Source organism: Pseudomonadota bacterium, from assembly GCA_018823135.1.
Classification (GTDB): domain Bacteria; phylum Desulfobacterota; class Desulfobulbia; order Desulfobulbales; family CALZHT01; genus JAHJJF01.
Window position 1 is genome coordinate 1 of the sequence record JAHJJF010000147.1, and the last position, 22513, is coordinate 22513.

Annotated in this window: 18 protein-coding genes; 8 read left to right on the forward strand and 10 right to left on the reverse strand. The window is 48.8% G+C overall.

What is annotated here, in order from left to right:
* Positions 1–32: 32 nt before the first annotated feature.
* Both KKE17_15100 and glgX read right to left on the reverse strand, forming a co-directional pair.
* Positions 33–557 (reverse strand): GDSL family lipase, encoded by a 525-nt coding sequence (locus tag KKE17_15100; protein ID MBU1711326.1) that lies wholly within the window; start codon positions 555–557, stop codon positions 33–35.
* 128 nt (positions 558–685) lie between these two features.
* Entirely contained in the window at positions 686–2782 is a 2097-nt protein-coding gene (glgX, locus tag KKE17_15105; protein MBU1711327.1) for a glycogen debranching protein GlgX, read from the reverse strand.
* Between the two features lie 598 nt (positions 2783–3380).
* Between glgX and KKE17_15110 the strand changes: the two genes are divergently transcribed.
* Positions 3381–4592 (forward strand): HD domain-containing protein, encoded by a 1212-nt coding sequence (locus KKE17_15110; protein MBU1711328.1) that lies wholly within the window; start codon positions 3381–3383, stop codon positions 4590–4592.
* A gap of 105 nt (positions 4593–4697) precedes the next feature.
* On the opposite strand, the gene KKE17_15115 is transcribed toward KKE17_15110, so the two are convergent.
* The 6 genes from KKE17_15115 to KKE17_15140 form a co-directional block, all read right to left on the reverse strand.
* Positions 4698–5120: an NUDIX domain-containing protein gene (locus KKE17_15115; GenBank protein ID MBU1711329.1), complete on the reverse strand. Its 423-nt coding sequence runs from the start codon at positions 5118–5120 to the stop codon at positions 4698–4700.
* Between the two features lie 165 nt (positions 5121–5285).
* Entirely contained in the window at positions 5286–6149 is an 864-nt protein-coding gene (locus tag KKE17_15120) for an MBL fold metallo-hydrolase (GenBank protein ID MBU1711330.1), read from the reverse strand.
* 280 nt (positions 6150–6429) lie between these two features.
* Positions 6430–9594 carry an efflux RND transporter permease subunit gene (locus tag KKE17_15125; protein ID MBU1711331.1) on the reverse strand — a complete coding sequence of 1055 codons (3165 nt, stop codon included), beginning with the start codon at positions 9592–9594 and terminating at the stop codon, positions 6430–6432.
* Entirely contained in the window at positions 9591–10778 is a 1188-nt protein-coding gene (locus KKE17_15130; GenBank protein MBU1711332.1) for an efflux RND transporter periplasmic adaptor subunit, read from the reverse strand. The genes KKE17_15125 and KKE17_15130 overlap by 4 nt, the downstream gene beginning before the upstream one ends.
* A complete protein-coding gene (locus KKE17_15135; protein MBU1711333.1) occupies positions 10775–12196 on the reverse strand; it encodes an efflux transporter outer membrane subunit in 1422 nt (473 codons plus the stop codon). The genes KKE17_15130 and KKE17_15135 overlap by 4 nt, the downstream gene beginning before the upstream one ends.
* A complete protein-coding gene (locus KKE17_15140; GenBank protein ID MBU1711334.1) occupies positions 12193–12828 on the reverse strand; it encodes a TetR family transcriptional regulator in 636 nt (211 codons plus the stop codon). Before KKE17_15140 ends, KKE17_15135 begins: the two co-directional genes overlap by 4 nt.
* Before the next feature lie 347 nt (positions 12829–13175).
* On the opposite strand from KKE17_15140, the gene KKE17_15145 reads away from it, so the two are divergent.
* The 3 genes from KKE17_15145 to KKE17_15155 all read left to right on the forward strand — a co-directional run bounded on the left by KKE17_15145 (position 13176) and on the right by KKE17_15155 (position 15883).
* Positions 13176–14135, forward strand: a complete 960-nt coding sequence (locus KKE17_15145; GenBank protein MBU1711335.1) for a PAS domain-containing protein — start codon at positions 13176–13178, stop codon at positions 14133–14135.
* Positions 14136–14381: 246 nt separating this feature from the next.
* A complete protein-coding gene (locus KKE17_15150) occupies positions 14382–15470 on the forward strand; it encodes a hypothetical protein (protein ID MBU1711336.1) in 1089 nt (362 codons plus the stop codon).
* Positions 15467–15883 carry a hypothetical protein gene (locus KKE17_15155; GenBank protein MBU1711337.1) on the forward strand — a complete coding sequence of 139 codons (417 nt, stop codon included), beginning with the start codon at positions 15467–15469 and terminating at the stop codon, positions 15881–15883. Before KKE17_15150 ends, KKE17_15155 begins: the two co-directional genes overlap by 4 nt.
* Here KKE17_15155 and KKE17_15160 read toward each other — a convergent pair.
* Positions 15880–17898, reverse strand: coding sequence for a HAMP domain-containing histidine kinase (locus tag KKE17_15160; protein MBU1711338.1), 2019 nt, complete (start codon positions 17896–17898; stop codon positions 15880–15882). The two genes, KKE17_15155 and KKE17_15160, sit on opposite strands and share 4 nt — an antisense overlap.
* Complete coding sequence (locus tag KKE17_15165; protein ID MBU1711339.1) at positions 17895–18593, reverse strand: response regulator transcription factor; 699 nt, start codon at positions 18591–18593, stop codon at positions 17895–17897. Before KKE17_15165 ends, KKE17_15160 begins: the two co-directional genes overlap by 4 nt.
* A gap of 487 nt (positions 18594–19080) precedes the next feature.
* On the opposite strand from KKE17_15165, the gene KKE17_15170 reads away from it, so the two are divergent.
* The 4 genes from KKE17_15170 (at position 19081) to KKE17_15185 (ending at position 22397) form a co-directional block, all read left to right on the forward strand.
* Positions 19081–20517, forward strand: a complete 1437-nt coding sequence (locus KKE17_15170) for a VWA domain-containing protein (GenBank protein MBU1711340.1) — start codon at positions 19081–19083, stop codon at positions 20515–20517.
* Between the two features lie 70 nt (positions 20518–20587).
* Positions 20588–21151 carry a PspA/IM30 family protein gene (locus KKE17_15175; protein ID MBU1711341.1) on the forward strand — a complete coding sequence of 188 codons (564 nt, stop codon included), beginning with the start codon at positions 20588–20590 and terminating at the stop codon, positions 21149–21151.
* Positions 21148–21702 carry a hypothetical protein gene (locus KKE17_15180; protein ID MBU1711342.1) on the forward strand — a complete coding sequence of 185 codons (555 nt, stop codon included), beginning with the start codon at positions 21148–21150 and terminating at the stop codon, positions 21700–21702. The genes KKE17_15175 and KKE17_15180 overlap by 4 nt, the downstream gene beginning before the upstream one ends.
* A 179-nt stretch (positions 21703–21881) precedes the next feature.
* Positions 21882–22397 carry a zinc ribbon-containing protein gene (locus KKE17_15185; protein ID MBU1711343.1) on the forward strand — a complete coding sequence of 172 codons (516 nt, stop codon included), beginning with the start codon at positions 21882–21884 and terminating at the stop codon, positions 22395–22397.
* Positions 22398–22513 lie beyond the last annotated feature (116 nt).

Here is a 22513-nt window from a genome sequence, read left to right on the forward strand (position 1 = left end):
ACAAATTTGTAAAAGAAATTACAACAAATCTGTCATAAGGTGCCGATCCTGCCCTCAAGAACTTCCGCCCACCGGGCATAGCCGAATTCGCTCAGATGTACACCATCCCCGAGGAAACAGTCTTGATGGCTGCTGCCGTTTTGATTGAGAAAATATTCGTATATATTCAGAAATCCCACCCCCTTTTCGGAGGCAAGTTTCGCCAAAAGACCATTCACTCTCGGCACAGCGCTTTTAGAAAGCCAGGGCAGCCTGATTGGCATAAGGCTGTTAATAAAAATATCTGCATCGGGAAACGCCGCTGAAAAACATTCAATGACTTTCCGGTAATTCGGGATAAAGGCATAATCATCCATGCCGATATTATTGGTGCCGGACATCAATAATATGAAATCCGGCCGCACCTGATTGATGATGGCCGGCACTCGAGAAAGCAGTCCCTCGACGGTCTCACCAGCTCTGCCGTAATTCCAGACAACTCTGTCGGCAAATCGAACCTGCCAGTCATAAAACTCTATAAGCGAGTCCCCTGCCAGCAAAAGCCTGCGATAAGACATATCAGATCTCCACGAACAACTCCGCAACAGATAATCAATGAATTCAAAATACGGGGCCACACACGCAACAACTCCCCGCCGCAGGAAAGCAAGAACTGCGAACCGGAAGGAATTGACTCAAAACAGATCTACAGACTTGAAATAAGAACCACTGCACCCATTCCCTGAACCTTATAAAAACCGTCGCGAACTGGTTCCGCTTCACTTTCGTCATAAATGTCATCCGGCACATTTTGGCCGGTATCAATGAGCCGCTTCCATTTCCCGCCATGGCGGGGGACTGGCAGATTAAACTTTCGCAGCCGCTTGTCACCGTTGAGCATGATGAAAAAATCATTTTCCGACTCGCTTGAATCCCCTCCACCGTAAAGCAGGACCCCCAGAGTTTTGCATGCCGGCGACCAGTCTTCCTTATAGGCACTAAGGGATTGCCAGACGATTTCATTGAGCGCCTCTTTTTTATTTTGCAGAAAAAAATCGGACCTGCGAAAGACGCTGTGTGTTTTTCTTATTTTTATAAGCAGCCGAAAAAACCGAAATAGCCCGGCATTTTCATTTAACAGGTTCCAGTCCACCCAGCCCATGGGATTATCCTGGCAATAGGTGTTATTATTGCCGTTCTGGGTCCTGCCGAATTCTTCCCCGGCAACGAACATCGGCACTCCCTGCGACAAAAGAAGAATGACCGCAAGAGTACGCATCCGACGCTCACGCAACTGTAAAATACGCTTGCTTTTGGTCGGGCCTTCAGCACCACTGTTCCAACTTATATTATGGTCGGTCCCGTCCCGGTTATTTTCCCCATTGTTGAGATTATGCTTGGTATTGTAGCTCACCAGATCAGACAAGGTAAATCCGTCGTGACTGGTAATGAAATTGATACTGTTGATGGGGTGCCGCAGATTGTACTCATACAGGTCGGAACTGCCGGCAATCCGGGTTGCAAGCTTTGGGATTGTATCTTCTCTGCCGCAGATAAAGGCCCGGACATCATCACGAAACTTGCCGTTCCATTCCGCCCACCTGCCGCTATCGGAAAAGCGGCCAACCTGATAAAGTCCGCCGGCATCCCAGGCCTCGGCGATAATCTTGGTACTTGCAAGAATCGGATCCTCTGCTATTGCTTCAATCAGGGGAGAATTTTCCATGACCTCGCCTCTTTTGTCGCGCCCGAAAACCGAGGCAAGATCAAACCTGAATCCGTCTACATGCATCTCCTGCACCCAGTAATGCAGGCAATCAATGATCAGGTTTTTCATTACCGGATGGTTGCAGTTCATGGTATTGCCGCAACCGCTGAAATTGAGATATTCACCGGTTTCCTTGTTGAGGAGATAATAAATCGAATTATCAATGCCCTTAAAACTATAGGTCGGGCCGCCGGTTCCCCCTTCGGCGGTATGGTTGAAAACAACATCGAGAATCACCTCGATTCCAGCGGAGTGCAAGGCCTTGACCATCTCCTTGAACTCCACGACCTGATGGCCGTTCCTGCCGTTTACCGCATAAGCCGCTTTTGGAGAAAAAAAAGCCTGCGGACTGTAGCCCCAGAAATTTTTCAGCGGCAAACCGGTAATCGGATCGACATTTTCAATTTCGTTTTCATTAAACTCGGCAACCGGCATGAGTTCAACCGCCGTAACACCCAGTTCCTTGAGATACGGTATTTTTTCAACAACGCCGGCATACGTCCCTGGATGAGTTACACCGGCACTGGAATGCCGGGTAAAACCCCGTACATGCAGCTCGTAAATAATCGTCTCTTCAAGGGGTATAATCAGCGGCCTGTCGCCTTCCCAGTCAAATTGATCTTCAACGATCAGGCATCTTCTTTTAAAATTCGCCTCCGGGCTTGACTCATTAATGCGAATGTATGGGGTGCCCCAGTCCGTGCCGCCGCTCAAGGCTTTGGTGAAAGGATCGATGAGCAGGTTGTCTGGAGAAAACTCGTGCCAGACACCCTTCTTCGAACGTGGTCCATCAATTCTGAACCCATATCTCACCTCGGTGTCCAGACCATGCACAAGGATATGCCAGATGTTGCCGGTTTTATTATGGCGGGGGTCAAAATCAATTTCAGCAAACTTACCTCCCCGTCCTGTTTTAAAAAGAACCAATGATACCTTTTCCGCGTGCCGGGAAAATATGGAAAAATTAATCCCGGATGATAAAACGGTTGAACCAAAAGGTTTTGGATGGCCCTGACTGGTTTTGAACGATTGCATCTCTTTGAGTTTTGCGGGGCGTTGGGTTATAGATTTTTCCATAAATTATAATACTCCGGGGACGATAACTCCCTCTCAATTGGATCGTTGACATGTTCACTTATTGGTCTCGAATAATCCGGTAAATTTCTCGACCCGGATATTCCATGAACAGTATTGACTGACTATTTCAATTCTCTGTTTTGTGATATTAAGTTATGTTTCGCATGTTTTCCAGATTACAGTTTGTACAAAGTGACTGAATCGTTTTTTTTCAGATACCGGAACCCTCCAAACTGCTCACTCTGGTGGCTATCCGACGTCTCGACGAGCGAGCGGGGTGAATCATATTTCCCGAAAATCAAACAGGGTTGCGCCGGTTATCTGCTAATGTAACAGGCCACGCAGATGACTGCCAGATTATAACAAATTTCGCGGAGTATCTGTTTCTAGATGGAATTTATTAAAAAAAGATTGCCTTTCCTCACACATACCATATATTGTGTCATGAATAAAATAATATTCATATATATAGTATGATAGACAATCGACTCTCATATCCGCCTTTTCACTCGGTCTCATCCGATACCGTTGATTATTTTCTATCCTGAAATCTACTATGGTGACTCAAAAAAACATATACTGGACCTTCGGACGGGACTATAACGGCCAGCTTCTTTATGGAGCTTACAGCGATGAATTGAAAAGAAAAATCACCGACTACATCGCCCAATATCTCGCATTGGATAAAATCAACGCACCGGTCATTCCGTATATATCTGCGTGGCACGAGAGTGATGAGGAAATCTGGTATGAGTACACCGGAATCGAACTCAACAGGATGCTCGGGTGCGACAGGGACAAAATCCCTGAAACGTTAAAAAACAGCATTATTGATCGAATCATTTATAAATCGCCTACCGGGCCGCCCAGTGTAACCAAGGAAATCACTCGAAGACATCAGCTTGACAGCTCCCGGACAAGTATCCGCGAAACCAGTAAAAAAGAAAAAACCATAGACGCTGTATACAAAATCCTCACGCCCTATAATGGCATGATCTGGCTCAAGGACCAGGCGATTATCGAGGTCTTCCCTGCCGACGGGATCTACCTTTCACGAGGCTTTCTTATTGATGTGACCAAGGAAATGCGGGCCGAAGAAATATTAAAAAAGGCTGAAGGGGAGCTCAAGCGCCACCGAGACCACCTTGAAGACCTGGTTCGGGATAGAACTAAACGCCTCTGGAAATCTCAACTTGAAATTCTCAGCCGCCTTGCCCGGGCCGCTGAATTTCGCGACAGCAGCACCGGCGACCATATCACCAAAATGAGCAGATATTGCTCCGTTCTCGGACAGGCTGCGGGCTTGCGAAAAAATGTAAACCACCTGCTTTTTCATGCGGCGCCAATGCATGACGTTGGAAAAATCGGTATCACCGACAGCATTCTTTTGAAATCAGGAAGCCTCGACCCCATTGAATTTGAACAGATGAAAACCCATTGCACCATCGGCGCCAAACTGCTTTCCGGCCAGAACTCCAACCTTTTCAGAGTGGCCCGGAGCATAGCACTGAGCCATCATGAAAGATGGGATGGCACCGGCTACCCGCACGGGCTTAAGCGTGACACAATACCCATGGCCGGAAGACTTGCCGCGGTATGCGATGTTTTTGACGCCCTGACCTCCAAAAGACCATACAAACAAGCCTGGTCATTTAATAAGGCGGTTGCCGAACTGCACAAACAAAAAGGCTCCCACTTCGATCCCATGCTTGTGGATCTCTTTATCCATAACCTGCCGGCAATCAAACGTATCCACGCCGAACACTAACCTGGACAGCAAAAGCGCTCAGAAGATCAACAAAGCTCGAGGCTGTGTGGTTTGAAGGCCAGACGGTAAAACTAGCTGCATGTTATTATCCTTTGGTTCCGAGTATTAATTCCCAGCAATTTTACGAAGAATTTCCAGGCCATCCGGGGTGAACGGCTCTTTTCCAGCCAGCTGAAAAACCTCTTTGATTCCAACAAAGAAACCAATTTCGACTTCTTCTTTTTGTAAAACAAAAGGTCCCTCATGGACACAGGAAAAAACCCTGCCCCAGACACTGTTATCCTGGTCGCGATAAAAATGGTCAAAGAGAAATTTTATCCCCCCTGAAACAATCCCCAGTTCCTCGAAAAGCTCCCTTTCAGCCGACTCCTCATAGGTTTCGCCGGCAAGCACCACCCCGCCCGCAGCCACATCGTAATATCCTGGATAAATATCCTTGGTGGTTGTTCGTTTCTGAATGAAAAGCTCTCCTGCCCGGTTAAAAACGAGGATGTATGACGCCCGGTGCGTCAGCCGTTTTTGCCGCATTTCGCTTCTGGGAACACTTCCGGTTTGGTGATTGTTATCATCCACCACCACAATGATCTCATCATCAGAGTTCACAAGATCTCCTCAATTGCACCCTTAAGTTTTACGAGTCTAATATCGACTACCATTACCTTTCAGCTGAAGCCGAGTCTCGCAGGCAGCCTTTCATCCAAACGCTTCTTTACTCATCATATTAAGATGAGAGAGCAATGACCGCGCAACCAATGGATTTGCCGCAAAAGGCGGGAGACCTAAATTTTTCACAACGCCCTGGCATATCTCCATGGGCTCGAGGGTTCCTGGTTTGACAACTTCAGTAACCGCTGCATCAAGTGTCTCCAGATACCCGAGCCCCTGGTCCATGACTCTACCCGCATCCTCTCCATACCGTGGATCATCCCATGAAGCCAGCAGACACTCAACACCCTGTATCGCCTGCAGCTTCTCGATGGATCGCCGCGAATCTTCAACATCCTCGTAAATCGGCATGTCCCCGGGCAAAGGCACCGCGTCTCCTGAAAAAAGCACCTTTTCCGAAGGGAACCACAGCGAGATGGATCCCGACGAATGACCAGGCGTATGGAGCACATTGACCTGGAGATCATTACCCAGATCAATTGTATCGCCTTGTTCGAGCAAGTGATCGATTTTCACAGAGCCACCTACAAGCGCATGGAAACCCGGCACCGGACGCTGCCGCCCCTGAAGCTCAACATCTTCAATCCAGTTTTTCTCTGCTGCGTGTGCCATGATTCTGCAGCCGGTCTCTTTCTGGATGATATGAGCCGCGCCGATATGGTCTGGATGCGAATGACTGAGAATGATGGTTTCAATATCTTGAGGGTTCTTTCCCTTGTCGCGCAGGTATTGATAAATTATCTGCTCTGCCCCGGCAACGCCAGTATCAATCAGGCAGATTTTCTTGCCGTAGACCAGATAGGCATAGACAAAACGATCAACCTTTATCTCGGGGCTCAGAGGCACCTGGAAAGGAATTTTTATTGCATGAATATGCTCAGTAATTTTCATGGTTCACACACCTCCCAATACGCAGTAGTCTTTAATGTGTATTATAAGATTTCTCTGCTGTTTTATGACTTCATTGAGGCCACCTTGCGCCCGGCCCGAATTTCGAAGCGATCAGGCCCACAGGGTGCGTGACAGGAAGTCACGCATCGACGAACCCGCAGGAGGCGGGATTTCGTCGACCAGCGAAGAAGATCGGACAAGCCGAAGCACATGAGCCGAAAAGAATTCATAAAACAACACGTCTATTTTGAGCACTACCTAAACACAACATAGAGCCATATCAATGGTCCTGATGATCAAAGCGATGGTGCGTCGCCTTCATGCCGAACAGGTTTCTTACATCTTCAAGCACCAGGTACAGGCTGGGGATCAACAGCAGGGTGATCATCGTTGCAAACATGATTCCAAAACCCAGGCTTATGGCCATGGGGATTAGAAACTGGGCCTGAACGCTTTTTTCAAGGATCATCGGCATCAGTCCGAAAAAGGTTGTAAAAGAAGTCAGCATAATTGGCCTGAAACGCCGCAGGCCCGCTTCCACCACCGCTTCTTTGAGGCTTGCGCCCTTTCTGCGGCTCTGGTTCACCCGGTCAATCAACAGCAACGAATCATTAACCACAACCCCGGAAAGCGCCACAATCCCGAACAGACTCAGCATGCTCAGATCAAACCCCATAATCAGATGGCCCAGAACAGCACCCACTATACCAAAGGGAATTGCCGCCATAATAAGCAGCGGCTGCGAATAACTGCGGAACGGTATGGCGAGTAGCGCATACATCACCAGCAAGGCCATTACAAAGCCTTTCATCATGCTGCCCATTGATTCCCGCCGCTCTTTTTCCTCCCCTTCAAGATCATAGGAAAGGCCAGGGTAATCCATCATCAGCTCGGCAAGTGTCTTTCCCTTGAGATCATTAATGATCTCCTCGGCGTTGGCTGTTTTGTTATCCACACTTGCCGAAACATTTATCACCCGTTTCCGGTCGGATCGATTGATGACGCTGAAGCCGCGCCCCTCTTCAACGTAAGCGGCCTGATGGAGCGGCACTTCGCCGCCTTGCGGAGTGCGGATCCGCATCGTGTCAAAATCCCATTGACTGGTGCGTTCCGATTCCGGATAACGCACCATGACCTTCACTTCATTACGGCCGCGCTGGAGTCTCAAGGCTTCGGCGCCGTAAAAGGCGCTTCGTATCTGCCTGGCAAGAGCGTTCTCCGTAATCCCAAGGGTGCGCGCCTCGGGTTTCAGGCGAATTTTCAGCTCACGCTTGCCTTCCGGATAGGTATCGACAATATCATAGACTCCTGGATATTCCCCAAGAACCTCCTTGAGGCGGCTGGTTGCCTTGACCAGAACCTCATAATTTTCATGAGCCAGACGAACGTCGATATTGGCGCCCATATGCACAAGACTGGAAGAAAAACTCAAGGTGTCAACACCCGGGATTTCTCCAACCTTGTCCCGCCAGTAATTGGAAATATCATAGGTGGAAATATCCCTTTTATCTCCCGGGGCAAGTAACATCGATACGTTTGCCAGATGGGGCGCGGAAGACGAAGACCCGCCTCCCGGCCCGCCACGGGCAATGGTGCCGCCCACCACTGAATAGATATGCCTGAGTACGGTGTCGTCCTCCGGCAACTGCGCATCAAAATGAGCGACGGTTTCATTGCCCTGCTCAACAATGAATTGCTGAACTTTTGCAGTATCTTCTTTCAATGACCCCTGGGGCATTTCAATCTCGACCAGAATCCAGTCCGCCTCAACATTGGGCATGAATCGAAATTTAACTATGCCTCCCTTGATCAATCCGATTGAAAACATGAGCATGGCAATTGCCAGGGCGACATTGACATAACGATGCCTGACGCAGTGGGTCAGCAACCAATGGTATGGGCCATTGATAAACTTCTCAAGCCGTCGGGCAAAACCGTTTCCCGCTTTGGCAGGCTTCTTGTCTTTATCCGGGGATGACGGCTTTTCTCTCCCGAGGCTCAGATGCGCCGGCAACACAAAGAGTGACTCAACCAGTGAGACCAGCAGGATGCTGATCACCACAAAAGGGATCACCTTGATGAATTTCCCCATGGTGCCGACAATAAACATCAACGGTACAAATGCTGCCACCGATGTAAGAATTGAAAAAGTTACCGGCACCGCAACTTCACGGGCACCATCTATTGCCGCCTGCAGATGCGTCTTTCCCTGTTGCCGGTGTTCATAGATATTTTCGCCGACAACAATGGCATCATCCACCACAACACCCAGGGCCATGATGAACGCAAAAAGTGAAATCATGTTGATGGACACATCAGCCATGGGCATGATCAATAAAGCCCCCAGAAAAGAAATCGGGATGCCCAGCATTACCCAGAGGGCAAGCTTCATATGCAGGGAAAGACTCAAAATCACAAAAACCAGAATGAGCCCCAGAAAGGCATTTTTCAATAGAAGGTTCAACCGGCTTTGATAAATCTCTGAGGTATCATTCCAGGTGGAAAGCATGATGGATTCGGGCAGGGTTTCCTGTTTCTTTCTCGCATATTCGGCAACGATATTTGAAATTTCCGTGGGTTTCTGGTCACCTACCCGGAATACCGCAACCATCGCCGCGGGATAGCCGTCAAAATTCGCAAAGGTATCGGTTTCCGCAAAGGTGTCCTTGATTTCCGCAATGTCCTTGAGTTTCACCATTGTGCCGTCTGAATCCACCAGAATCGTGATATCGCCGTAACCCGCACCGGTATAACGCCTCTCCTTGGTGCGAATAAGAATTTCCCCCCCCTCTGACTTGATGGAACCACCCGGGAGATCCATGGAAGCACCATGGACAATCTGCGCCACCATATCCAGGGTAAGGTTAAAACGCCGGAGGTTTTCTTCTGGAATTTCTATGGATATCTCATAAGGCCGAACACCATTGAGGTCGGCCTGGGTGATCTGCTTCATGGCCAGGAGCTCGTCGCGCATGGCTTCAGCCTGTTCACGCAGGGTGCGCTCAGGCACATTGCCATAAACCACCAACGATATAACTTCACGCCGGGTCACCATCTTGGCAACTACCGGACGTTCAGCGTCTTCCGGAAAGGTGGTGATCCGGTCTATTTCACCTTTAATATCTTCAAGAACCTGATCGGCATCTTCACCGGTATTGATCACAGCCGTAACGTTACCGACGCCCTCTGCGGCAACAGAGAGGAGCTCTTTAATCCCGTCAACACCGCTGATACTTTCCTCAATCTTGAGGATAATCCCCTCTTCCACCTCTTCAGGACTGGCCCCCGGATAGACAACCGTAACCTGAATTCTGTCCAGGTTGATTTCAGGAAATACTTCCTGCTTGACCGACGTGCTCATCACCAGCCCACCGACGATAAACAGAAACATCAGAAGGTTGGCGGCCACATGATTCCTGGCCATCCAGCTAATTGCGCCGTTCATCTCTGCGCCCCCTCACCATGAAGCCGCAACTTCATTCCTTCTGCAACCCCGGACAAATTCGTCAGGATAACTTTATCTCCTGAGGACAGACCCTGAGCAATCATCGCCTGCTCTTTTTCCAACCGCGCGACCACAACTTTTCGTAGCTGAAGTGTCTTTGCCTGATCAACGATCCATACCGTGCTGTTATCGCGTATGGCTTTTCGAGGAATTACCGCGGTATCCTTCAGCACACTTCCTTCAATCTCGGTCGAGACAAACGAACCAATGGCCAAGGGCTGTTTTGATCTGGAACCACTGGCAGAAAGTCCATAGGGGTCGGCAACTTCAATTACCACACGGACCATTCGCCCCTTGGGATCAACCTCGCCAAGGGAGCGGACGATTCTCCCCTGCCAGGTCAATCGTTCTCCGGCCATATCCAGATGCACCTTTGCCGGTGAACCCGGTCGTTTATCGGATCTTGGAATATCAAGCCATTTCACTTCATCCAGGGGAACCGGGACGATTACCTCTGCCTTTTCAGTGCCGATCAGGTTGCCGACACTGTTGCCGACCCGAACATACTGGCCCAGATCTATCTGCTCGTTTCTGACCATACAGTTAAAGGGCGCCCGAACCCTGGTGCGCTCAAAATTCAGTTCCGCCTGTTTTAAAGCGGCAAGAGCGGCACCCCGGTTTGCCTGAGCTTCCTTGAGCTGCGGCTCATACAGCACCAGAGAATTGGGCTGTTGATCGCCAATGTCTGCCATTCTTTCCCAATCAAGCCGTGCAATCCGTGCTCTTCCCTCAACAGACGCCAGGGCAGATTCCACCTTGGCGAGGGAAGCTTTCGCCTGTTCCAGAGCAAGTTCATAGTCAACCGGATCAATCTCAAAAAGAATTTCATCCTTTGCAAAAAAGCCCCCCGGTTTAAACGTCGGATTAAGCTTGATGACCTGGCCGTTTATCTGTGGAGTAACCATAACCTCCTGCACCGGTTGAACCGTGCCGGTCCCGTAAACCACAACCTGCTGGTCCGCCATGGTGATTTCCATAACCTCCACCAGCACACCCAGATCCACCTTTTTGTGTCTTTGCGGGGCCTGCCGACTGGCCTCCATCTTTTTCATACCCAGAAAGCCAACCACCAGAATAAGGGTTACCGGAATCACGCCTTTTACTAAAAAACTTTTCAGTGTCATTTTTTCTCACCTTCTTCCTTTACATTTCTCCGGCGCGCCAATTCGTCAGAACTGATCACCCCGCCTCCCAGGGCCCGCATGAGACCGATATAATCTGATACAAGTTGTCTTTTTTCAGTCAGCAATAAGGCCTGGACTGCAAAATTCTGCTGCTGAACGGTTAATACGATCAAATAATCAACCAGTCCGGCAAAATAGTTTTCCGTGGCGATTTGAAGGGTTGCCTCATTGGCCGCAAAACGCTCTTCGAGATAAACAATCCTCTTCCTGCTGGCCTGAAGATTGGTCAATGCATCCTCGACCTCCAGGAAGGCCTTGAGGACAACCTTGTGATATCCGGCCAGGGCCTCTTTGAAAACCGCTTCATTCCTCATGACCTCGGCCTTGCGCCTGCCGGCGTCAAAAACCGGCCCGGTAATCTCCATAAGCAGGTTCCAGAAAATCCCGGAGACGCTGCTGGCAAAATCCACCTGCCCGGTGCCGATACTGCCTAAAATATTGATGGTCGGGAACCGGTCTGCCACTGCGGCGGCCACCTTGGCATCCTGGGCCTTGAGCCTGAGATATGCAGCTTTGACGTCAGGCCTGCGGGTCACCAGATGGGCCGGGACACCTGCCGCTATTTCCTCCGGCAGATCCGGAAACACCCGTAAGGCATCATTTGCTTCCTCAAGCTTGAACTGACCCAGAAGGAAAGACAGCGCGTTGCTTGTTGTCGCAAGTCGCTTTTCAATAAGCGGTCGCTGGGATTTTGCCACCGGGATATTCTGTCTTGCCTGATAGACATCCAGCGCCGGCACCAACCCTTCCCGGTAACGGCTGGTGACCTGTTCCAGGGAATTCCCGTAAGAAATGCTGGTCTTCGAATTCAGTTCAAGCTGGGCCTGCTGCTCCATAGCTAAATAATACAGATCAGCCACACTTGCGGTAATGCTGATCGTCAAGGCCTGCAGGTCCTCCTCTGAGGCGAGCAGATTGAGCGAGGCAGCATTATTTGTATTTTTTATCCTGTTCCAGAGATCAACTTCATATCCGGCAGCAAGTGACATCCGGTAATTGTTGCCGGTGCTTTCTCCCATGGAACTCAATTGCTGTTCCCGTGAGGCGGAACCCTTGAGATTAACAAAGGGCAAAAATCCCGCCCGGCTTTGTTTTTCCAGGGCCTGCATCTGCTCCAGGCGTGCCAGCCCTTGAGTCAGGTCCAGATTATTTTTCAGGGCCTGATCGATATATTGGTTCAACCGTTCATCGCCGAATTCCCTCCAATAATTATCAGTTGGCACTTTGACCTGAGCTTCAGCCAGATATTCTTCCGGGAGATCAAGCTCGGCTTCAGGCATCAGGCTTTCATGGACTGTGCAGCCAGCCAGAACAACAATCAGCAACACCGCTGATCCGAAAAAAGAAACCTTCTTCATATTGGTGCCTCCATTCCGGCAGTGACAAAGGGCAGAAGCATGGCCACCAGGGAGTTGGCGTTTTCAACCGGGCTTCTGCCGTCAATATCAATGGGGCACTTATCGATACAGCGCAGTGTGTGACTGGTTGCGCCTATCATGAAATGCAGTCGCCAGAAAAGGACTTCTTTGGGGTAATCAGGAAGGGCCATCCCAAGCCCTTGCATCATCATCTTGAATACCGGCTCCATCAAACCTATAAAAATTTTGCGCACCGTGTCATCCGGCTCAGCCAACGCCCTGCCGATCAATGTGATAAAACTGTTTGCCCCAGGAGTTGTTTCCATGAAAACAAGGGTTGTTTCAATAAATGCCCGGAGAATTGCTTCAACTTCAGGCTGACTTTTCTCCTTTTCAGCCATTTCGATAAGCGCCATCAACCCTTGAGTTCTCAGTTCATTCAACGGCACCAGGCGCCGCTTGATAACCTCGGCAACAAGCTCTTCCTTTGAGCCGAAATGGTAGTTGACCGCAGCCAGATTCGCCTCAGCTTTCCTGGTAATCCCCCGCAAAGAAGTGGCATGATAGCCGTCCTCCGCAAAGAGAATTTCAGCTGCATCAAGGATTCGTTCTTTTGTGTCTTTCTGTCCCATTTTTCACCTTATAGTCAAACCCGTGGAAACAATTTATTGCCTTGCGATTAATTTCTGCGCCGAACAATTCATACGTATGTATTAAACGATCGTTTGAACGATTGTCAAACTTTTTTTCCCCGCCTCGCAGGTAAGTACGAATTTCGAAACTCGCAGAAAGCGCTCTTCGAACGCGTCTACCGCTTTTACCTTATTGAAATTACTGGAGTCGATAATTCAACATCCAACTTTTTTGCAATCCATCTTTTTTCCCAAGGTTGACATAAATCAAGGATTCATAGATTCTTTCATGAGATACTCACATCATATAACAACAACTACTATTTCAAATATTTGGAGGACTAATCATGGAATACGAAACCAGGTGGGATGATTTTCTAATTGCTGAACACGAGCTGATTGAACGGGCCATGGCGGTTTTGAAGGATAATCTCGAACAGATTGATGCGGAATCAGAAGACCTGCACCAGATAAAACGGGCTCTGGATTTCCTGCTTGAGTTCGGCGATAAAATTCACAACAAAAAGGAAGAGCAACAACTCTTTCCTCTTATGGGACAAAGAGGTATTCCGGTTGACGGCGGCCCCCTGGGTGTCATGCTCATGGAGCACCAGGCCGAACGGGAATTGATTCAAAAAATGCTCATGCAGGTCGGCGGACTTAAAGATGCCCATAAAGATGACCGACAGGAATTCAGGGATAAGGGCATCGATTATCTTAAAATCCGCGCCGAACACATCTGGAAGGAAAACGATATTCTCTATCCCATGGCAAGAAACGTGCTGCAGGCCGATGACGCAGAGAATCTCCTGAGAGAATTTATCAAAATTGACCAGGAAACCTACGGCCCGGAAGCGCGGGGTAATTTTGTAAAAATGGTGGAGGAGGCGGAAAAAGGCCGGTCCGAAAAAACAAGATTGATCAACGGTCTCTCATACGAACAGATCCATGCAATCATGGAAGCCATGCCTTTTGAGGTCACCTTTGTTGATGCCGAAGATACGGTTGCCTATTTCAATCGACTGGACAAAGAAAAACTTTTCCCGCGCACACGATCGGTGATTGGCAGAAAGGTGGAAAAATGCCACCCGGAAAAGAGCGTCGGAACAGTTCAAAAAATAGTTACCGGATTCAAAGAGCGAACCCTGGATAAAGCGGAATTCTGGATTGATTTCCGCAACGACAAGGTCCTGATCCGCTACTTCCCGGTCTATAGTGATGATGGTCAATATATGGGGGTTCTCGAAGTAACCCAGGCCATTGGTGAAATCCAGAAAATCCAGGGCCAGAAAAGATTGCTGGATTAATCGATCTTGAAATAACCTTTTTGGTCATTAGCAAAAAAGGAGGGGGCCTCCCCCTCCTTTTTAAGGTTCAGCTACGCAGAACCTGTTATTCTCGATAACTTTATCTGTGCATATCCCTCAGAATAATGTGTTTTTGACAACAAATTACCGACTAAAAAGTATACAATCAATTCGTAAAAGGGTAACATAACGTCGTCGCCAACAAATAAGGTCTCTATAATTAATAATGATTCTGCTGGTTACTTAATGACTCAAAGAGTTTTTACAGTTGCCCTAACAGTATTATTTCTATTTATCGGCGAATTATCTTCTGCGGATCCGCCTGATTTCTCACAACAGCTTTCCCCGCTTTACTCCTCGCTTTTTGAAAAAAACCAAACCTTTAATTTCGAAGTACTTGCCACCACAAGCCGCTATGTCAACGACGCCGGCGAAAATGAATATTCCGAGCGAAAAGAAGTTTTTAAGGTCGAGTGCACAGTAAAGGAAGCCCTTTCTTATCCATCATATCAGGCCAGCTGGGTAGAATGCCTTGGTGCAGAGAATCTCCTCGCCAATTTTTATGTAGGAACCGCACAGGGTCTCTGGGTTGCGAATGCTTTCCCTGAAGATAAGGCTTTTGCAGAAGAAATTATTCAATCCCCACCCCTGCTTGCCGCAAACCCTGCACCATCGTCCAAACCGGTTACCCCCGGCTGTAAATCCTGGATAACCAGCAGCAAAATCGCCCTGTATGGCGGAATCAAAGAAAAAGCCTGGTGCAATCATTCGGCATGTCCCGGGGCAGGGTCGGATGAATCCAGCATAATGACCTGTTTTTTACCGGAACAAGGTCCGGTTTTTATTGAAAACTTTCAGCCTTCCGGCACAGAGGATTACACGTTTCTGGCCCTTGCGCCGCCCACGCCGCCGATCAATATGGTCAATGTTGCCCAGGATACCCTGGACCACGGGGTTCTTAATCGGGTGCAGAATCTGTTTAGCAAGTGGGCAAATGCCCAAAGTCAAAACGATTTCCCCCAGTTCTCCCGCTGTTATGACCAGAATTTTACCGGGATTGAAGCGATACAAGGCAAAAACAAAGAATATGACCGGAAGGATTGGCTTTATTATCGAAAAAAACTTTTTGCTACTAATCAACATGTAGTAGTAAAAGATTTAAAGATCACTTCAATAATGAATACCCGGATCGATCTCACACTCACAAAAATCAGACGTTCCTTTCAAAGCTCAAGCGCGGAGGTAATAGAATTCATCCTGAAAACAAACAATGATAACCCTATCATCGTCCAAGAGACAATCAGATCATCTGAAAGGCAGGAAGAAAAACAATGAAATTTATCACCATACTGCTTAAGGCAGTAAGCCTTGTTTTGCTTTTCGCCTCCTGCCTGAGCCTGCTTCTCTCATTGGCAACACCGGAAAAGGGCGCCATGTATATTGTCTACTCCATGTGCGTCACAACACTCATTCTGGTTGCCACCGTATCAACGACCATCTACAGCACCTTCCGGCCGGTAAATTCTTACATAATGGAATTTACCCACTTCAACCGCTTATTTCTCAAATACCCTTTGGCAATATTTTATCTACTCATTACGTTCATTACCATTGCAGCAGAGCTTATTTATCACAACGATAATTTTCTCACAAACCTCAAGATCCTGCTCCCCTTTACGATCTTTCTGGGAATCAGCAATATTCTCTTAAAGGTGTGTCTCCCCGAAGAGGGGATTGATTACGACTAATTTGGTAGAGAAATTGTTACAGTACACCCCGGGCCCTTATTGTTCTGGGCGGCAACCTTGCCGCCCATGGCGGTGACGAATTTTTTGACCAGGGCAAGGCCGATGCCCGTACCCTTGGTAGTTCTGGTCAATGTATTTTCTTCCCGATAAAAATCATCAAAAACCTTTTTCAATGCCTGGGGGCCGATGCCCGGCCCCTTGTCAGACACCGAGATCAGGGTTTGCTTTTCACTCTGGCGGGCCTGGAGCCGTATTTCCCTGATTGTTGAATTTCTGCTGAATTTCATGCTGTTTTCAAGAAGATTGATCAGTACCTGAATCATTACTTCCCGGTCATAACTAAACGGTCTTGCAATGGTATTTTCAATGATCAGCTCAAAGCCTTCCTGCCTGATCTTCTCCCCCATTACATCCTCTACTTCCTTAATAACCTCCTCAAAAGATCCTTCCTGCAGATCCAAGGGGCGTTGTTTCCGTTCCAGTCTGGAAAACTCCAGGACGTTATTTATAAGCCTTGAAAGCCTGCTGCTTTCAGATCCCAGAATCCGGAAGTATTCCTGCTCCCGTTCCTGATCACGGGCGATACCCTGCTCAAGCATCTCGATATACATCCTGATATTGGTCAGTGGGGTTTTGAGTTCATGGGTCACCGAGGAAACAAAACCGCTTCGCCTTTCAGACATGTCGACGATAACCCGGGCGCTGTGATATAACGCAAACAGCCCCAGAAGAACCACTGCCGCAAGAACCATGGTCATCAGGTGCAGGGTCTTTCTGCCCGGAGATTCCGGAATCCGATCACAGGCAATTCGTGCCTTAAGAAATGAAAAAGGTCGCGGGAATATCCGCTCAAGTTCAAATTCAGGCTGGTTCGATGACGCCCCCGCTTCATTCCCCAGTTTTTCTGCACCGTTTTCAAGAACCGAAAGCCGCAGATTTGTAAACCGCGCCAACGGCTGGCCGGCAAAATCCGTTTCAATCAGGTAGTTAAGAAAATCACTTGCCTTGAGAACAAATCCCTGCCGGTATATCTGCTCGTTGAGGATTATGCGCCGGAAGATGTAATAATGATTTTTGTCGATTGCAACTGACTGCAGGGGGTTCACCTCGACCTGGAACCTGTTTCTGGTCACCGGCGCCGACGGCCTGCGCCCCTGATCTAGCGCCTCCGAACGATATCGCCGGGAAGAAAACAAACTATCATTCTTTTGACCTTCTCCTGACGATTCTTCCTCTACCGCCTGCATCTCCAGAGACCTTGAAAGCCCGTCTGTATCAGCATCAGCGCCTCTGCCAAAACCGGAGCCTGCCCTATTCGGCTGCGGGGATGCCCATGCCGACTCGTCCGCCATTGGAGCAGGACTGGCAACCGCTTGCTGTTCATATAGCTCCTGCCGTGGCGCTATATTCTGCGCCTGGGTGATGGAAATTTCCTCAACCCGTCGTTGCTCCTGCCCAAGCCGGGTTTTCTCCTCTTTGACCCGCTCCGCCAGAAAATATCGGTCCGCAACACTTGCCTGTTTTTTAGATTTTACCTCATTGGAAACGGCTGCAATTTTCCGCGGTTGATCCTTTTCAGGAATCTCACCCACGGCAAACCGTTTACGGTTAAAACTTGCATTAATGCCTTTGAGCTGCGCGAGAACCTCTTCTTTGCCCGGGTTTTTATCGTCGCTATCCATCATCAATGGAGACTGGAAAGATCCATCAGGGTCGTTCTGAAAATATCCAAGGATATAGGGCTCAGCAGGAATTGCAGTCAGAAATGTTTTCCCCTGGGATTTTCCGGTGCCGGTCATGGCGCTCACCCCGTATTCATCCACGGCGCGCCCCTCCTCCCGTTGCACCAGTTGCGCAAGCTCGCCTTCCATCCGGTCAAACAGGGTCTCGGCAAAATACCTGAGCTCCGCCTCTTCCTCCTGAGCCAGGCTGGCATAGGTGCGCACCAGCAGATAGGAAAGGGGAAAGACCAACCCCAAAAAGAAGATCAGGATAAATACCTGCAGTCTTTTCACCAGTCCCCCTCCAACCGGTATCCCTCGCCGCGCACGGTCACGATAAAAGGCGTCTCGCCAATAAGCTCGCCAATCTTTTTCCTGAGCTTGAGCATGTGAATATCAACGGTGCGGGTCTCAATATCGGTCACTGCATAATTCCAGACATTTCCCAGGAGTTCCTGCTTTGAAACAATCCGGTCTTTATTCTGGTGCAGGTAGACAATTATATCGATCTCACGGCGGGTCAATTCAACGGTTCTGCCGTCTGATGCTGCTGAAAGCCTGGTTCCGTCAAAGACGATGCCGTTGAGTTCAAGTTCCACCTCGCCCAGGTTTTTTCCGGCACGACGCAGCACCGCCTCAACCCGGACCATCAGTTCGCGCAATGAAAAGGGCTTATGGATATAATCATCCGCGCCAGAATTAAAGCCGGTGACAATATCCTCCTCTGCACCCTTGGCAGTGAGCATGATGATCGCCTGGGCCGGTTTCTTTTCCCGCACCCTGCTGCAGATGGCAAATCCGTCCATGGACGGCAGCATCACATCCAGGATGATCAGGTCATAGCGTCCCCTGAGGGCCTTGTCCAACCCCCGGGCCCCGTCATCCGCGCCTTCGGCCTCATAGCCGTTAAAAACCAGAACATCCAGCAGCCCTTTGAGGATCGCCGCATCGTCTTCAACAATGAGGATGCTTGCCTTTGGTTTGTGCATCTGATTTGACCTTCTCAGTAAAGCTCTTTTATTTCGTTCGGTTAGACACGTTATCAACAATTTCTCAACACAATTCAAACACTGTTCCAACAGTTCTTCAACGCATCTTAAACATTTTTTTCAACAAACTCTTAATACCAGCCTTTTAAAGAATTATCAGAAAGAATACAGCCTGCTTCGCTGGGCATAAACAATGGCTAAGCAAGAATTTCGATATTCCAGGAGCAGGGGCGTCGAGAGCGCGGAGGCATACTTCTGGTATGTCGAGCACTCGCGATCCCGATGCGACACAGAAGATCGGAATTATCGCGACGCCACCTTTATTGATTATACACCCTTCCCTGGCATTCCTTATGTAAAAGAAATGCAAAAAAACCCCTCGATCTTTTTACATTTCTTTGAATTGAGCTTTGTCCTCCACGGCCTTACCCTGAAAGAAAGAAGCCACAATATTGTACTAACTATAAAGCCGCAAAAGGAGAAAGCCATGAACAAAAAACATCTAAGACCTCTTATTCTTCTGGGATGCTTGATTGCCCTGACATGCACTGCCATGGCATACGCAACAAAACCAGGCAGCAGTACGATGATCAAACCCCATGCCGGCACCCCCCTAACCGCCACCAACGGCATTGTCACTCTTTCCGGAAATCTCACCCAGAACAAAATCCACACCAATGGCGACGGCACCGTGGCGCTTTCCCTGACCCTGGCTGCCGCAGACATTATAAATCTCGCCGGCAGCGATGGAAGAAATGTCGATATGGTCATCGTCCTTGACCGCAGCGGTTCCATGCAGGGCCAGAAAATAGAGGATGCAAAACAGGCGGTCCTGAACCTGATTACCACTTTATCCACTAAAGACAGGATTGCCCTGGTCTCATATTCCGACGGCGTGCAACGCCACTCGTCGCTGCTTCATGCCACCCCGGCAAACCGCAATATCCTGAGTAACGCAGTGCACGAAATCTACGCCAGCGGCGGCACCAATCTCGGCGCCGGACTTGATACAGGAATCAATATCCTTAAAACCGCCAAAAACACCGGAAACCTGGGACGGATCATTCTGGTTTCAGACGGCCAGGCAAATCAGGGAATTACCGACCCTGAAAGACTGGGGGCCATGGCCTTTTCCGCAGTCAAACATGAATTTGCCGTAACCACCGTTGGCGTGGGCATTGATTTTAACGAAATGCTGATGACCAGCATTGCTGACCGCGGCACGGGAAACTATTATTTTCTTGAAAACCCCGAGTCCTTTGCCGAGGTATTCTTAAAGGAATTTAATAGAACCCGGGTTGCCGCAGCCACTTCCGTTGAGGTCAGAATCCCCCTTGATCATGGCATATCACTGATCCAGGCGGCTGGCTACCCTATTGAAATCAACAATAATCAAGCGATTTTCCGACCGGGAGACCTCTTGTCCGGCCAGGCGCGAAAGCTGTTCATCACCCTGAAAGTTCCCACCAACAAGGAACAGTCCTTTGATCTGAAAGGTATACAGGTTGCCTATTCTCATAAGAACCAGCCCTTTATTGTTGAACTTGCAGATTCTTTTCACATCGCCTGTGTTGCTGACCAACAGGCAGTATTCGCCTCCATAGACAAAACCGAATGGGAAGAAAAGGTCATGCAGGAGGATTTCAACAACCTTCGCAAAGATATTGCCCAGGAAATCAGGGAAGGCAGAAAAGAAGAGGCGCTCAACAAAATCAGCACCTACCGAGCTGCCCAGGAAACCGTGGGCAAGGCAATCGGCTCAGCTGTGTTTGATTCCGACGGCTATGGCGCTGAACTTGATGAACTGCGCGATACGGTTTCACGCACCTTTGCCGGCGCTCCTGCGGCAGTAGCGGTGCAACAGAAGCAGAACGCCAAAATGTTGCAGTATGAAGGCTTGAAGGGCATGAGAGCGATCAAGTGAGTGAGGAGTGAGGAGTGAGGAAAAGATAAAAACCCAGAAAAAACAGTCAACAATTTTTGAGGATAATAACATGGCAATAATGACAAGATTCGTACGCATATGGAAAGCTGATGTTCATGGAGTGATGGACCAGATGGAGGACAAAACCCTGATCCTCAAACAAAGCTTAAGAGACATGGAGGAAGAACTGGCAAAAAAGGAGGCGCGCCTCGCTCATCTCGCCGCATCAAAGGAAAAACTGGTTAGCGACAAACAGCAGATTGCCGATGAGCTCCTGAAACTTGAAGACGATCTCGATATCGCCGTGAGCCGCGACAAGGATGATATCGCCAGGATGCTGATCAAAAAAATAAAGCCGCTCTCCGGTCATCAAGATGCCTTGACCCGGCGGATTACTACCCTTGAGCAGGACATCAAACGTTTCGCAGAAAAGACAGGCGAGCAACAGCTGCAGTATAAGCAGTTTCATCTCAAAGCCACGGAATATCTCCATGCCTGCGAAAAAGAGGAGTGGGAGCAGACTGCTTCATCGTTTTTCCCGAACTCCGCTTCTGTTGAAGTCAACGAAGAAGAAATCGAGCTCGAACTTATCCGTCGCAAAGAAAAAGTAAACGCAGGAGGGCCAAAAAAATGAAACCGCGCGCAAAACCTGTTCGCACGACGATTATTTACGGTCTTCTCTGCGGCCTGATTTTCGTGCCGCTGACCTTCAGCTTAAGCCCGGTATTGTACTGGTCTAAAACCTTTAACCTGACGATCTGGATCTTTCTTGCCGGATACTCAATCATCCTTTGCCGGTGGAGGGAAAAGGGCTTAAGCGCAATCTTCTTCCCTCTTGCGCTGCTGTTCGCCGCCCTGTTATGGGGCCTGCCATTCTCAGCCTTTCTGTTCCTCTCTTTGGGAATATTAAGCTGGATACGAAGCGGCATCTGTTTTGAAAAACCATTTTTCAGAATGTTTGTTGCGGAACTTCTCGTGTGTCTCGGCGGCGCAACCCTGGTGGCGGGCTTTTCCCCCCATTCTTCTTTAAGCCTGGCAATGGGCATATTCCTTTTCGCCCTTATCCAGTCGCTGTTTTTTGTCGTGTTCGCGAAAGCAGAAAAAAATGCCGCTGAAATACAAATTGACCCATTTGATGCGGCGATTCGAAAAGGTACGAAGATCATCTCAAACGGCATTGCATAATGACATCCCCCTCCCCGAAGCCCTGCATTGCTGTTTCGAATGTGGGGCTTTTTTATCGCTCTTGTCTCAAGGATGAATTTCACAACTCCTGACTCTTGACTTGTAAAATTTTTCGACATACTCTCTATATCATACTGTTTTATCCTTGTGTTCTAACATTCTTCCCATGAGGTCTTGCCATGGAAAACAAATCAAACGCAGAAAACATCAAGGAACAAATTGCCGCAAAATACGACAAATTCGTTGATAAATTCCAGGAAATCTTTACCCAGAGTAAAGAAAAAACCAAGGAAAGCATGGAAAAGGCCATGGATGTGGCCCGCGAACAGTTGACCAAAGCCGGAGAATTCGACCTGGAACAGGGAAAAGAGTTTAAAGACTCCCTGGTTCGCGACTTGAAAGAAACATCCTATCAGATCAAACTGCTGGGCGAAGACGCCAAGGATTATCTCGATCCGGCGCGGATTGGCGCAGGTGCCCTGGCCACCCTTTCAACTCTGCTCCACAAGGCCGGAAGCGCCCTTGATTTTCTGGTGGAAAAAACCGACAAGGCCCTGACTTATAAGACCGGCGAAGTAACCAGCCTGGGAACATTCACCTGCCTGAAATGTGAAAAGAAGATCCATCTCAAAAAAACCGGCCACCTCCCGCCATGCCCGGGTTGCAGCAATACGAAATTCAAGAAAAGCTATTAACTCGAGTTCAATAGGGCCGGTGCTGACTTTTTGCCTCCATGAAAGGAATGAAAGGTGAATTGCGCCTTGCCGGGATTTGAGCCTCTAGCCTAGGCCCCACTTCTTAATATTGTTAT